The following is a 12,782-nucleotide window of genomic DNA, read 5'->3' on the forward strand; positions in this document are numbered from 1 at the left end:
ACCAGAGCACAGGTATGTGAACAAGGAGCCTCGGTCACCAAGGATGAGGGAGACTAGGCAAGGGGGGGAGGAAGGCCCGATGTCCCTCCCCCCCCCCCCCCTCCCCCCCGGGTCCCGCGCTACTTGACGACCGCCTTCCAGTCCGGCGCCTGGGCGGGGTCGAGCATCCGCAGCTGGGCCAGGACCTTCGGGTCCTGGGCGTCCATCCAGTCCGCGACCTCCCGGAACGACGCGCACCGGACGTCCTCGCGGTTGCAGACGTCCTTCATCACGTCCTCGACGGCCTTCATGTAGATGCCGCCGTTCCAGTCCTCGAAGTGGTTGCCGATGAACATCGGCGCCCGGCTCCCGTTGTAGACGCGGTTGAAGCCGTTCATGTAGGAGCCGCGGACCTGGTCCCGCCACGCGGGGAACTTCGCCGGGTCGCCCTGGGTGCTGTCGCCGGACTGGTTGTAGAGGAAGTTGAAGTCCATGGAGAGGACCTGCACCTCCTTGCCCTGGAGCGGCACGAGCTGGAGGGGGAAGTTCCAGATGCCGTCGATCTTGGACGGCCACATCTGGAAGTCGCCCGACGAGCTCGCGTCGTACCGCCACCCGTACGGCTTGATCGCCGTCAGCAGGTTCTTCTGGCCCTCCAGGCAGGGTGCGCGGCCGCCGACCACCTCGCGGTCCGGGTCGAAGGGCAGGGGCGCCTCCTTGGTGAAGCCGGTGTTGGTCTTCCAGTTCTTCATGAAGGCGTACGTCTGGTCGATCTCGCTCTTCCACTCCTCGGGGCTCCAGTCGCCGCCGCCCTTGGGGCCGCAGAAGTGGCCGTTGAAGTGGGACCCGATCTCGTGGCCGTCGTTCCAGGCGCCGCGCAGCTGCTGGACCGTGGACTTCACGTGCGGGACGGTCGGGTACGAGATGGCGGCCGCGCCCTGGCCGTGCTGCGGCGGGCGGTAGAGCGACTTCTTGCTCTCGGGCAGCAGGTAGATGCCCGTGAGGAAGAAGGTCATGTGGGCCTTGTTCTGCTTGGCCACCTGGCGGAAGTGCGAGAAGAGGCGGTCGTCCCCCTCCAGCGCGCCGTCCCAGGAGAAGACCACGAACTGCGGCGGCTTCTCTCCGGGCTTCAGCTTCTCGGGCTTCAGCTGTCCGGGCTGGGGGCCGGTGTACGAGGTGGAGCCGTCACCGAGGACCTCGACCTTGCCGTCCCAGTTCGGCTTCGGGCCCTTGCCGAAGCCGGGCCCGCCGGTCACCCCGCCCGCTCCCGCCGGGGCCGCCAGGCGCGCGTCGTGCCGGGCGTCGGAGGAGCCCGTGAAGGCGACCGCGAAGGCGGTGGCGGCGCCACCGGTCACGATCACCGCGCCGGCTATGCCCAGGCGCTTGCGGTTGCGCGTCTTGCGGCGCGCCTTGCGGGCCGTCCGGGACTGCGCCCGGGCCCCGGCGGCGGTGTCGGTGTCGGCCATCGCGGTCGTACCCCCCTGAATCTCCGCAGCAGGGCCGCGCGTGGATGCTTCGTACGAATATAGAACTTGTGGGCACAACCCCTGTACCACACCCCCCACACATCGACCCTTTCACAGCCGATCCACAGACCGCGACCATTCGTGGCAATCCGGCGTGGCGCTCGGGTGAACCCTGCGGACCGCCTTCCGGGAACGCCGCCGCCCGGCGGCCCGCCCGGGCGATAACGGCTCCATGACGCAGTCCCCCGCGGCCGAGGCCGCCGAGATCAAGGTCAGCTTCGCCGGGACGGAGGCCGCGGCGGCCTTCGACGCCCTGGGGCTCGACCGCGACGACGGCCGCCGCCGGTCCGTCCACTTCTGGGACAGGCCGACGAGGACCGCCGGTCCGGAGATCTCGCTGCCCCTCCTGACGCGGGGAATCATCCTGCGTCTGCGCCGGGACCGCGAGGGGCGCGGCTCGAAGGACGAGGCGGACGTGACCGTCAAGCTGCGGCCGTGCCCCCCGCTCCCGGAGCCCTGGCTCCGGGAGCGCGAGGGCGACGAGTGGGAGTACCGGATCGAGGAGGACCGGGCGGGTCCCGCGTTCACGCCCGTTCTGGCCGCCTCGCTCCAGGCCGAGGTGGGCTTCGCGTCCTCCCTCGACCCCGGCTCCCCCGGCCGGCTGCTCCTGGCTGAGCAGCTCGAACTGCTCGGCGCGGCCCGCCTGGCAGACGGCGGGCTCGACGGCCTGACGGCGCTGGGCCCGGTGCACGCCGTCAAGTGGAAGCAGGAGTGGGAGGAGCTGCCGCGCAGCGTGGCGGTCGAGGAGTGGACCACCGGGGGCGGCCTGCGGTTCGTCGAGGTGTCGGTGCGCGCCGGCCGGGGCGACGCGGCGGAGGCCCAGGACCGCCTCGGGGCGGCCCTGCGCGGTCGCGGCCTCACGCCGCCGGCGATCGGTGACACCAAGACCCGGATCGTGATGACCGCCCTCGCCCGCGACCTGCCGGCCTGAGCGCCGGCCGGTTCAGGCCGGGTTCAGGGCGGCGGCGCCGAAGGAGACGTCGAAGCGGTCGCACCAGATGGACACGCTCGTGTACTGGGACAGGTCCACGTCCGCCGGGATCGGGTAGTTCTGGTCCCCCTTGTTGGCCTTGAGCTCGCCCAGGCTGACGTGCTTGCCGTCGTCGAAGACGCGCCAGCCGGCCGTGCCCTCCTTCACCGGGGCGTCGGTCAGCCAGACCCGGAGGTCCGGCCCGTCGCTGGTGTCCAGGCCCTCGATGCGCAGCACGCGGGAACCGTCCGGCAGGAGGACCGTCCGGACCGTTCCCGTGGTGGTGTGCTCGTGGCTGATCAGCGTCCCCCGGGCCAGGGTCCGGGGAGCCGCCTGGGCGGGGCCGGACGCCGAGGCGCTCGGCAGTGCCTCCCTGATCGTCCGGTCCTGCCAGAGCTTCCACGGCTCGAACCAGTACAGTCCCGCCGCCACCAGTACGGCCGTCACCGCCACCGCCGCGATCAGCAGCGGCTTGCGCCGCCCGCCCGCTCGTCCCATGTGCCTGCCCCTCCGTCGTCGTTGCGTACCCATTGAACTGGATGCGGAGCGTCGTGTGGGGATCCGACGCCCGCCACCGGCAGCCCGCCCGGGTGGGGACCGCCCCGGAGGGGGTGGGGCGGGCTGCCGGTCTGCTGGTGCGGGGCCGCAGGGGACGCCCTCCGGGCGGCGGCGCTGCCTCGCGGGCACCCCCTCGGCCGGTGCGGCCCCGTACTCCGCACCGGTCCGGCAGCCGCGTTCAGAGGGCCCGCCGGGCCTCGGCGATCGCGTCCGGGTCCCAGCCCGGGCGGGGCACCGAGTCCAGCAGCAGCCGGGTGTACGGGTGCCGGGGCGCGGCGAGGACCCGCTGCGTCGGGCCGTGCTCGACGACGGCTCCGTGGCGCATCACCACGATCTCCTCGGTGACGGACCGGACGACGCCGAGGTCATGGGTGATGAACAGGTACCCGATCCCGGTCTCCTCCCTGATGTCGGCCAGCAGGTTGAGGATCTGCGCCTGGACGGAGACGTCGAGGGCGGCGACGGCCTCGTCCAGGACGAGCACGGCCGGCTCGACGGCGAGGGCGCGAGCGATGGCCACGCGCTGGCGCTGGCCGCCGGAGAGCTCCCGGGGCCTGGCCCCGGCGGCCCGGGCGCCCAGGCCCACCTGGTCGAGCAGTTCCCGCAGCCGTGCGGTGTGGTCGCGTCCGGGGAAGTGCAGGGTCAGGGTCTCGCGCAGGGCGGCATCGACCGGGGTGCGCGGGTCGAGGGAGAGGTAGGGGTCCTGGAAGACCATCTGGACCTGCCGGGCCCGGGCCAGCCGGGCGGCCCTGCCCCGGGTGCGGCCGGGCCGGGGCAGGCCGCGCACCAGGACTTCTCCGGCGTCGGCCCGTTCCAGGCCGACGACGATGCGGGCGGTGGTGGTCTTGCCGGAACCCGATTCGCCGACGACGCCCAGCGATCCGCCCTCGGGCAGGGCGAAGGACACGTCGTCGACGGCCCGCACGCTGCCGAAGGCGCGGCGCAGCCCCCTGGCTTCCAGGAGGTACGGGGTCTCCGTGGTGCTAGCGGACATCGGCGGTGCTCCCTTCGAGCCGGTCGGTGTGGTGGCAGGCGGCCAGGTGGTCCGGCCGGCCGGGGCCGGCCGACGGGCGGGGCGCCCGCTGGTCGCAGATCTCCGTGGCGAGCGGGCAGCGGGCGGCGAAGGCGCAGCCGGACAGTTCCTCGCGGAGGTCGGGCGGGCGGCCGTCGATGGCGGCGAGCCGGCCGCGGGGGCCGTCCATCCGGGGGGTGGAGGCGAGCAGGGCGGCCGTGTACGGGTGGCGCGGACGGGCGAAGAGGGCCTCGGCGGGCGCGGTCTCGGCGATCCGTCCGGCGTACATGACGTAGACCCGGTCGCTGATGGCGGCGGCGAGGTCGAGGTCGTGCGTGACGAACAGCAGTCCCGTGCCGAAGCGGGCGCGCAGCCCCGCGAGCAGGGAGACCACCTCGGCCTGGCTGGTGACGTCGAGCGCGGTGGTGGGTTCGTCGGCGAGCAGGAGGGCGGGGTCTCCCATGAGGGCGGCCGCGATCACCACCCGCTGGAGCATGCCGCCGGAGACCTGGCCGGGGTACTTGCGCAGCACGGACGCGTCCAGGCCGACGGCCCGCAGCAGTTCGGTCGCGCGGGCGGTGGCGTCCGTGCGGTTCGGCGTCCCGTTCAGGAGGACGCTCTCGGTGAGGAAGTCGCCGATGCGGCGCAGGGGGTTGACGGCCGCGCGCGGGTCCTGGAAGACCATGGCGACGGTGCCGGCGCGTACGGATGCCAGCTCGGCCGGCGGCAGGGCGAGCACGTCGCGGCCGCAGACCCGTACCTCCCCCTCGGAGCGGGCGCCGGGCGGCAGGAGGCCCAGTGCGCTGCGGGAGGTGATGCTCTTGCCGGAGCCGGACTCGCCGACGAGGGCGACGGTCTCGCCGCGCGCGACGGTGAGGTCGACGCCGTCGAGGACGGGCCGGGCGGTGCCGGGGAGGGTGACCCGCAGCCCCCGGACGACGAGTGCGGCGCCGGGGGCGTCCGCACGTCCGGACCCGTCTCCGGTTCCGGGCGTGGTGCCGGTGCCGGGCGTGGCGGGGTTTCCGGGCGTGGTGGTGGGCTTGTTCATCGGTCTCTCCTGGCGACACGGTCGGCCCAGCGTTCGCCCACCACGTTGAAGGCGACGACGGTCAGCACGATGACGGCGCAGGGCAGGACCGCGGACAGCGGATAGCCGTGCTGGATCGCGGTCTGCCCGTCGAAGACCATGCGGCCCCAGTCGGGGGTCAGGGCGGGGACGCCGAGTCCGAGGAAGGACAGCCCGGCGAGGTCCATCAGGGCGTAGCCGAAGTTGATGGTGGACTGGGCGAGGACGACGGGGGCGATGTTGGGCAGGACGTGGCGCAGGCAGATCTGCAGGGCGGAGTGGCCCTGGACCCGGTAGGCGCTGACGTAGGGGCGGGCCGCTTCGGCGAGGACGAGGGAGCGGGTGAGGCGGCTGACGTAGGGCAGGTAGGCGACGGCGAGGGCGATGACCGGGGCGAGCAGTCCCTCGCCGTACACGGAGATGATCAGGATGGCCAGCAGCATGCCGGGGAAGGCGAAGACCAGCTCGGTGCTGCGGGACAGGACGGAGTCGAGCCGGCCGCCGCGCCAGGCGGCGGCGGTGCCGACGGCCACTCCGGCGAGGGTGGAGAACACGACGACGCCGAGCGGGCCGAGCAGGGAGGTCCGCGCGCCGAGCAGCAGCCGGGAGAGGGTGTCGCGGCCCGCGGCGTCGGCTCCGAGCGGGTGCCCGGCGCCGGGACCGGCCAGGGCATTGCCCAGGTCGACGGCGTTGGGGTCGTGGGGGACCAGCCAGGGTGCGGACAGCGCGGCGAGGACGACCAGGCCGACGAAGCCCAGGCAGACGAGGTGGAGCGGGGAGCGGGCGGCGCGGATCCCGGACAGTCCGGGCCGGCGGGTCAGTACGGCGGTCATACGGCGGCCCCCCTGGTTCCGAGGGCGACCCGGGGGTCGACGAGCGGGAGCAGCAGGTCCACCACGAGGTTCACGGCCATGAAGAGGGCGACGACGATCAGCGAGATGGCCTGGACGGTGGGGAAGTCCCTGGTGCTGGTGGACAGTTCGAGGAGCTGGCCGATGCCGCCGACGCTGAAGGCGGTCTCCACCAGGACGGTGCAGACGAGCAGGGTGGAGACGATCAGGCCGCCGGTGGTCAGGATGGTGCCGAGGGAATTGCGGAACACGTGGCGGCTGATGACCTGGCGTTCCGGTACGCCGCGGCTGCGGGCGACGGTGACGTGGTCGCTGTCGAGGGCTTCGGCCATGGCGGAGCGGGTGACCCGGGCGAGCATGCCGATCAGGTAGAGGGAGAGGGCGGTCGCGGGGAGCACCAGGTGCCAGAGCTTGTCGGTGAGGCCTTCGCCGGCGCCGCTGCTGGGGAACCAGCCGAGCTCGACGGCGAACAGGCCCTGGAGCAGGACGGCCGCGACGAAGGAGGGGGTGCCGACGGCGAAGGTGGTGGTGACGAGGACGGCCGAGTCGGTGGCTCCGCCGCGGACGGCGGCGAGCCTGCCGAGGAACAGGCCGACGGCGACCACCACGGTGAGCGCCATCGCGACGAGGAGCAGGGTGGTGGGCAGCCGGTCGGCCAGCAGGCGGGAGACGTCGGTGCGGTAGGTGAGCGAGCGGCCGAAGTCGCCCTGGAGGACGTCGCCGAGCCAGCGGCCGTAACGGACGAGGAAGGGATCGTCCAGGTGGTACTGGGCCCTGACGGAGGCGAGTGCCTCCGGCGAGGCGGATCGGCCTGCGAGGAGGAAGGCGGCCGGGTCGCCCGGGGCCGCGTACATGGCCCCGAACACGACGAACGAGGCGGCGAGCAGGGTGGCGGCCATCTCCGCCAGCCGCCGTACCGCGAATCGGGCGAAGCTCACTGTGCGGCCCCCACGGCGGCGGCCCACGGGTGGTACATGTACGAGATGGTGGTCGGGGCGCCGGTGATCCGCTTGTTCAGGAAGACCGCGGTGGGCCACTCGGCGACGGGGATCCACAGCAGTTGTTCGCCCGCCCGGCGCTGGAGCCCGGCGACGATGCCGAGGCGCTCGGCCGGGTCGTAGGCGGCGGTGGCCTCGTCGACGAGCTTGTCGTACTCGGGGTCGCTGTGGCCGGCGAAGTTCATGGAGGCGCCGGTCTTGAAGTTCGTCAGCAGGTCGAGCGGGTCGGTGATCGAGTCGTAGTAGGTGAGCGGGAACATGTCGATGCCCTCGCGCGCCTGCGGGTCGGTGAACAGGGCGGTGAAGGCGTTGGGGGCGATGGTCTTCAGCCGGATGTCGAGGCCGATCGTGGTGCCGGCGGCCTGGACGGCGGTGGCGAGGAGGGAGACGTCCTGGCCGATGGCGCTGGTGGCGACGGTCAGGGTCTTGCCGGTGGCGCCGGCCTCCTTGATCAGGGCCTTGGCCCGTTCGATGTCGCGTCCGGTGGGCGGCAGGGCGTCGAAGGCGGTCCTGAGGGTCTGCTCGGGGGCGGCCGCCCAGGCGGCGCGGGTGGTGAGGGAGCCGGTGACGGTACCGGCCCCGCCGAGGCCGGCCTTGACGAAGCCGGTGCGGTCCAGGGCCAGGGAGAGGGCGCGGCGGACGCGGACGTCGCCGAGGGGGCCCTGGGTGTTGGTGACGTTGACGTTGACGGTGCTGAGGCCCTCGCCGAAGTAGAGGGTGCCGGCGCCGCTGCCGCGCAGCCGGCCGTAGCTCTCGGTGGGGATGAGGTAGCCGCCGTCGGCCTCGCCGCTGAGCATGGCGTTGGTGCGGGCGGAGGGGTCGGTCAGGACGCGGAAGACGGCCTTCTTCGCCTTGGCCTTGGTGCCCCAGTAGCCGTCGAAGCGGTCCAGTTCGATGGACTGGCCCTTGTTCCAGGTGCCGAGTGCGAACGGGCCGGTGCAGCCGAGGCCGCCGGCGGTGCCGTAGTCCTTGCCTGCGGCCTCGACCGTGGCCTTGGAGGCGACGACCCCGGCGGCGGTGGCCATGTACTGGGGGAACTGGGAGTCGGGCTTGGCGAGTTTGACGGTGACCTGGAGCGGGCCGGTCTTGGTGACGGAGGCGACGTTCTGGAAGACCTGGGCCCAGGCGGCGGCGTTCGCGGGGTCGGTCTGGCGGCCGAGGCTGAAGACCACGTCGTCGGCGGTCATCTCGCCGCCGCCGTGGAAGCGGACGCCGGGCCGCAGGTCGTAGACCCAGGTGGTGGGGTCGGGGTTGGAGGCCTTCCGGGCGAGTCCGGGCTCGGTGGTGAGGTCCGGGTTCCAGCGCATGAGGCTCTCGCACACGTTGGACAGGACGGTGTTCTGGGGGTAGTCGAACGCCACCGTGTAGTCGAGGGTGGGCGGTTCGGCGTAGACGGCCCAGGTGAAGGAGTCGATCTCGCCCCTGGCCTGCGGGGTGGAGGCGGAAAGACGGACGTCGGCGACTCCGCCGGACCTGTCCTTGGACGGGCCCGCACAGGCCGCGAGGAGGGCGAGGGAGGACAGGGCGGCGGTGGCGGCGGCCGCGGTGCGCCGGGCCGCGGTCCGGCGGCGGGGGCGTCTGCCGGTGCGGGGTGGTGAGGTGGTCATCGTCGCGCTCTCTTTTCCGTGAGGGATGCGGGGAGGAGCGGGCGGACCGCGCGGGCGGTCCGCCGGGAACGGCTGGGTCCGCCCAGGTGGTCCGGCCAGGGGGTCCGGTCCGGTCAGCCGGTGGCGGGGCGGGCGGCCGGGATCTGCTGGGTGATGCAGTGGACCCCGCCGCCGCCGAAGGCGATGGCGAGCGCGCGGACGCCGACGACCTTGCGGCCGGGGTGGGCGGAGGCGATGACGGCGAGGGCCTCTTCGTCCTGGGGCAGGCCGGCCACCGGGACGACGACGCCGCCGTTGGCGATGTAGTAGTTGAGGTAGGACACCTCGATCTCGCCGCCCGCGAGGTCGGCGAAGGCGGTCTGCGGTACCTCGATGACCTCCAGGCGGCGGCCCCGGGCGTCGGTGACGGCCTCCAGCACGGCGCGGTTGGCACGCATCCGGGCGTGGTCCGGGTGGGCCGGGTCGGCGGGGAGGGAGACGACGACGGTGCCGGGCGCGGCGAAGGCGCAGACTCCGTCGACGTGGCCGTCGGTCTCGGTGTCGAGCAGACCGCCGTACGGCAGCCAGATGATCTTCGTGACTCCGAGCCGGACCTTCAGCTCTGCCTCGATCTCCTCGCGGCTCATCCCGGGGTTGCGGTTGGGGTGCAGCAGGCACTGTTCGGTGGTGATCAGGGTGCCCTCGCCGTCGACGGTGATCGCGCCGCCTTCGAGGACCATCCGGGACGGGATGCGCGGGGCTCCGACGTGCTCCAGCACCAGGGCGCTGATCCGGTCGTCGGCGTCCCACGGGTGGTGCTTGCCGCCCCAGGCGTTGAAGCGGAAGTCCACGCCGGCCCGGTTGCCGTCCGCGTCGAGGACGAAGAGCGGGGCGGAGTCGCGGAACCAGGAGTCGTCGAGCGGCAGCTCCAGGACGGTGACGGCGTCCCCGCAGTGGGTACGGGCGTCCTCGCCGTGTCCGGGCGGGGCGACCATGGTGACGGGCTCGAAGGCGGCGATGGCGCGGGCCACGTCGGCGTACTCCTCCTTCACGGCGGCCAGGACGCTGCCCCACAGGTCCTCGCGGGTGGGCCAGGCCATCAGGCAGCCCTCGTGGGCGGACCACTCGGCGGGCATGCGGTATTCAGCCATCTGGAGTCTCATTTCGTGCGTGAGCGGAGTCTGTCACCGGACTGAAATTTCAGTCAAGAGAAGGGAATGGGGCGGGAGAGGAGGCCGACCGGATGCGTCGAGGTCACGCGGCGGCGGGGCTGCGTACGGGCTCGGGGATCGGGGCGCCTCGTAGGCGCGGCGCGGAACCGCGAGGGGATACGCCCGGGGCCGGTCGGGGCTTCACTCTGGCACTGACTGAAAATTCAGTCAAGAGATGCGGCGTGGAAACCTCCCCGCCCCGCAGGGCAAGGAACGCGGGGGCGGCGCGTCAGTGGCGGAGGCCGGACAGTTCGGCGTCGATGGCGCCGAGCATCAGCTCGCGGGCGTGGCCGATCCTGATGCCACCGCTGAGCCAGCGCATGCTGAGCCCTTCCAGCAGGGCGGTGAGCCGTTCGGCGGCCGCGGCGAGCGCCGAGGCCGGCACCATCGGCTGGACCTGGCCCAGCAGCGCGGCCACCTCCTGCACCCACACGAGGGTGGCCCGGGCGAGGTCCTCGCGCAGCACCTCGTCGAAGACGGCGCTGGCCCGCAGTTCGCCCCAGGCCGCGCTGTTCTCCCGCACCTCGACGGTGTCCTGGAGTTCGAGCAGCAGGGTCTCCTCCAGCTCTTCGCGGGGCGAGAGCGGGGGCTCGGAGGGATCGCGGTCGGTGGTGTACCGCTCGGCGCGGTCGTTGATGAACTCCAGGGTCTGGCGCAGGACCCCGGTGCGGTCCTTGAAGTGGTAGTAGATCAGGGCGGTGGACACCCCGGCCTCGGCCGCGAGTTCTTCCACGCGCAGCCCGCGGACCCCGCGCCGGGCGATCACCCGGGCGGCCGCTTCCAGGATCTGAGTGCTGCGAGACGCCATGTCCCGCACCTTACCGGGGTGCTCCGGGCCGGGCGTAAGCGGCCCGTCACCGGCAGTCCGGGTCCCGGGTGCGGCCCGCCCCCCGGCCCGCGCGCCGAACGGACATGCGGGGGCTCTTTCAAGATGCGGAAGTGACCGGACCGCATCGTCGCCCTAACTGGATTTTCAGTCAATGTGTGACAATGCGAGACGCGACATCGCCAGGAAGGATCACACCGTGACGGACCGCAGACGCGTCATCCTCGAAAGCGCGGCCAGGGTCATCGCCCGCCAAGGCGTCCGGGGGCTCCGGGTGACCGAGCTGGCGGCGGAGGCAGGGGTGTCCACGGCCCTGGTCTACTACCACTTCCGGGACCGGACCGGCATCCTGCGCCACGCCCTCGCCTTCATCGGGGACCGGGCCGGCCGCTATACCGGGTCCGAGCGCGACGATCCCCCGTCCGCCCACCCGGCCGACCCCCGGGAGCGGCTGGAACGAATGCTGCTGCTGGAGGTCCAGGACCTGCCCGAGGTACGCGAGAACAGCGCGGCCTGGGGCGAGCTGCGGGCCCACGCGGTGTTCGATCCGGAGCTGCGGGAGGATCTCGCCGCCGCGGGCGCCGCCTGGGCCGCCGAGGTCGCGGAGCTGCTGGCCGCCGTGCACCCGCGGGCGCCGGCCGGTGCGGCCGGGGCGGCCGCCGCCCGGCTGACCGCACTGCTGGAGGGGCTCAGCGTGCGCTGGCTCAGCGGGCTGACGCCACCGGCCCACGCCCGGGAGCTGCTGCGGGCGGCGGTCCGGGTGGAGGCCGACCGGCTGGCGCCGCGGGACGCGCCCACGTCGGCGTCGCCGCAGCCCTCACGGTTTGACTGAAAATCCAGTCAGTGACACAGTACCGACACGGGCCGTTCCGCCTTCTTGCCGAACGGCCGACCGCGGGGTTGCCGCGCACCCTTGTCGTAGGAGCCCGGGGCCCGCGCCCCTGGTCGCGCCCCGCGTCCGTCCCGGCAGGACGAACCTGTCCCGCCGGTCCACGATCGGAGTCTCCCGTGTCGAACCCGCCCCCTGCTCGCCGGACCGTCCTGCGCACCCTGTCCGGGCTCGGTGCCCTCGCCTTCGGCGCCGCGGCCTGCGGGCCTGCCGAGACCGCCCTGCGGTCCGGTACCCCCGCCGGCTCGGCCCAGTCGTCCGCCGCAGCCCCGAAGCGCCGTCTGGGCGCCGAGTGGGAGAGCCACACCCGCACCTTCATGTCCTGGCCGGCCCTGGCCGCGGGGGTGTGGGAGGAGGACCTGCGCTACGTCCGCGAGGACATCGCGCGGATCGCCCGCGCGATCGGGGAGTACGAGGCCGTGGTCATGATGGCCCGCCCGGAGCAGGTCGCGGCCGCCCAGCGGGCCGTCGGCTCCCAGGTGGAGGTCATCCCGCTGGCCGTCGACGACCTCTGGGCCCGTGACACCGTCCCCGTCTTCGTCGAGGAGGGCGGCAAGGCCGTCGGCGTCGACTTCAACTTCAACGGCTGGGGCAACAAGCAGGAGCACCCCAACGACGCCCAGGTCGGGCGTGCCCTGCTGCAGAAGTACAAGATCCCCCGCGTGCAGGCACCGCTGGTCGCCGAGGGCGGCTCCTTCGAGCCCGACGGCGAGGGCACGCTGCTGATCACCGAGAGCTCGATCGTCAACGACAACCGCAACCGCGGGAAGTCGCGCGACACCATCGAGGCCGAGCTCAAGCGGACCCTCGGGGTGGAGAAGGTCATCTGGCTGGCCGGGGTGCGCGGCGAGGACATCACCGACGCCCACGTGGACAGCCTCGTACGGTTCACCGAGCCCGGGGTCGTCCTGCTGGACCGCGCGCACCCCAGCACCCCGAAGGACTCCTGGTCCCGCTCCGCGGACCAGGCGAAGTCCGTCCTGTCGAAGGCCACGGACGCCCGGGGCCGGCGCTTCGAGGTCGTCGACCTGCCGCAGCCGGACCTGAACCGCATCACGGGCCACGGCGACGACTTCGTCTCCACCTACGCCAACTTCTACATCGCCAACGACGCCGTGTTCATGCCCAGATTCGGCGACCGCGCGGCCGACGACCGTGCCCGGGGCATCCTCCGGGAGCACTTCCCCAAGCGCGACATCGTCCCGGTCCCCATCGACACGATCGCCTCGGGCGGCGGCGGCATCCACTGCTCCACCCACGACCAGCCGGGCAGGCCCGCGGCCTGACCGGGGCCGTACGGGCCCGGTCCG

12 protein-coding genes are annotated in these 12,782 nt (G+C 73.0%); 3 read left to right on the forward strand and 9 right to left on the reverse strand.

The window, feature by feature from the left end; translation table 11 throughout:
- Positions 1-119 precede the first annotated feature (119 nt).
- Complete coding sequence (locus AC069X_RS13835) at positions 120-1,445, reverse strand: polysaccharide deacetylase family protein (RefSeq protein ID WP_478728316.1); 1,326 nt, start codon at positions 1,443-1,445, stop codon at positions 120-122.
- 232 nt (positions 1,446-1,677) lie between these two features.
- Between AC069X_RS13835 and AC069X_RS13840 the strand changes: the two genes are divergently transcribed.
- Positions 1,678-2,436 carry a hypothetical protein gene (locus AC069X_RS13840; protein ID WP_478728318.1) on the forward strand — a complete coding sequence of 253 codons (759 nt, stop codon included), beginning with the start codon at positions 1,678-1,680 and terminating at the stop codon, positions 2,434-2,436.
- A gap of 12 nt (positions 2,437-2,448) precedes the next feature.
- Here AC069X_RS13840 and AC069X_RS13845 read toward each other — a convergent pair whose 3' ends face one another.
- The 8 genes from AC069X_RS13845 to AC069X_RS13880 form a co-directional block, all read right to left on the reverse strand.
- Complete coding sequence (locus AC069X_RS13845) at positions 2,449-2,973, reverse strand: DM13 domain-containing protein (protein WP_478728320.1); 525 nt, start codon at positions 2,971-2,973, stop codon at positions 2,449-2,451.
- Between the two features lie 238 nt (positions 2,974-3,211).
- Positions 3,212-4,027 (reverse strand): ABC transporter ATP-binding protein, encoded by an 816-nt coding sequence (locus AC069X_RS13850; protein ID WP_478728322.1) that lies wholly within the window; start codon positions 4,025-4,027, stop codon positions 3,212-3,214.
- Entirely contained in the window at positions 4,017-5,093 is a 1,077-nt protein-coding gene (locus AC069X_RS13855; protein ID WP_478728323.1) for an ABC transporter ATP-binding protein, read from the reverse strand. The genes AC069X_RS13850 and AC069X_RS13855 overlap by 11 nt, the downstream gene beginning before the upstream one ends.
- Positions 5,090-5,944, reverse strand: coding sequence for an ABC transporter permease (locus tag AC069X_RS13860; RefSeq protein WP_478728325.1), 855 nt, complete (start codon positions 5,942-5,944; stop codon positions 5,090-5,092). The genes AC069X_RS13855 and AC069X_RS13860 overlap by 4 nt, the downstream gene beginning before the upstream one ends.
- On the reverse strand, positions 5,941-6,900 hold the full coding sequence (locus AC069X_RS13865) for an ABC transporter permease (RefSeq protein ID WP_478728327.1): 960 nt from the start codon (positions 6,898-6,900) through the stop codon (positions 5,941-5,943). Before AC069X_RS13865 ends, AC069X_RS13860 begins: the two co-directional genes overlap by 4 nt.
- On the reverse strand, positions 6,897-8,567 hold the full coding sequence (locus AC069X_RS13870; RefSeq protein WP_478728329.1) for an ABC transporter substrate-binding protein: 1,671 nt from the start codon (positions 8,565-8,567) through the stop codon (positions 6,897-6,899). The genes AC069X_RS13865 and AC069X_RS13870 overlap by 4 nt, the downstream gene beginning before the upstream one ends.
- A 113-nt stretch (positions 8,568-8,680) precedes the next feature.
- Positions 8,681-9,697 (reverse strand): agmatine deiminase family protein, encoded by a 1,017-nt coding sequence (locus AC069X_RS13875; protein WP_478728331.1) that lies wholly within the window; start codon positions 9,695-9,697, stop codon positions 8,681-8,683.
- A 289-nt stretch (positions 9,698-9,986) separates the two neighbouring features.
- The gene (locus AC069X_RS13880) at positions 9,987-10,565 is read right to left on the reverse strand and encodes a TetR/AcrR family transcriptional regulator (protein WP_478728333.1); all 579 of its coding nucleotides are present in this window, start codon (positions 10,563-10,565) and stop codon (positions 9,987-9,989) included.
- 217 nt (positions 10,566-10,782) lie between these two features.
- Between AC069X_RS13880 and AC069X_RS13885 the strand changes: the two genes are divergently transcribed.
- Positions 10,783-11,415, forward strand: coding sequence for a TetR/AcrR family transcriptional regulator (locus AC069X_RS13885; RefSeq protein ID WP_478728335.1), 633 nt, complete (start codon positions 10,783-10,785; stop codon positions 11,413-11,415).
- 176 nt (positions 11,416-11,591) lie between these two features.
- Entirely contained in the window at positions 11,592-12,758 is a 1,167-nt protein-coding gene (locus tag AC069X_RS13890) for an agmatine deiminase family protein (RefSeq protein WP_478728337.1), read from the forward strand.
- The last annotated feature ends 24 nt before the right edge of the window (positions 12,759-12,782 follow it).

This window comes from Streptomyces sp. NPDC043896 (assembly GCF_056435605.1).

Bases quoted from the DNA above. Each gene is read 5' to 3' on its own strand.
- AC069X_RS13845 (WP_478728320.1), bottom strand. From the start codon at position 2,973: ATGGGACGAGCGGGCGGGCGGCGCAAGCCGCTGCTGATCGCGGCGGTG.
- AC069X_RS13850 (WP_478728322.1), bottom strand. From the start codon at position 4,027: ATGTCCGCTAGCACCACGGAGACCCCGTACCTCCTGGAAGCCAGGGGG.
- AC069X_RS13840 (WP_478728318.1), top strand. From the start codon at position 1,678: ATGACGCAGTCCCCCGCGGCCGAGGCCGCCGAGATCAAGGTCAGCTTC.
- AC069X_RS13880 (WP_478728333.1), bottom strand. From the start codon at position 10,565: ATGGCGTCTCGCAGCACTCAGATCCTGGAAGCGGCCGCCCGGGTGATC.
- AC069X_RS13835 (WP_478728316.1), bottom strand. From the start codon at position 1,445: ATGGCCGACACCGACACCGCCGCCGGGGCCCGGGCGCAGTCCCGGACG.
- AC069X_RS13855 (WP_478728323.1), bottom strand. From the start codon at position 5,093: ATGAACAAGCCCACCACCACGCCCGGAAACCCCGCCACGCCCGGCACC.
- AC069X_RS13870 (WP_478728329.1), bottom strand. From the start codon at position 8,567: ATGACCACCTCACCACCCCGCACCGGCAGACGCCCCCGCCGCCGGACC.
- AC069X_RS13875 (WP_478728331.1), bottom strand. From the start codon at position 9,697: ATGGCTGAATACCGCATGCCCGCCGAGTGGTCCGCCCACGAGGGCTGC.
- AC069X_RS13860 (WP_478728325.1), bottom strand. From the start codon at position 5,944: ATGACCGCCGTACTGACCCGCCGGCCCGGACTGTCCGGGATCCGCGCC.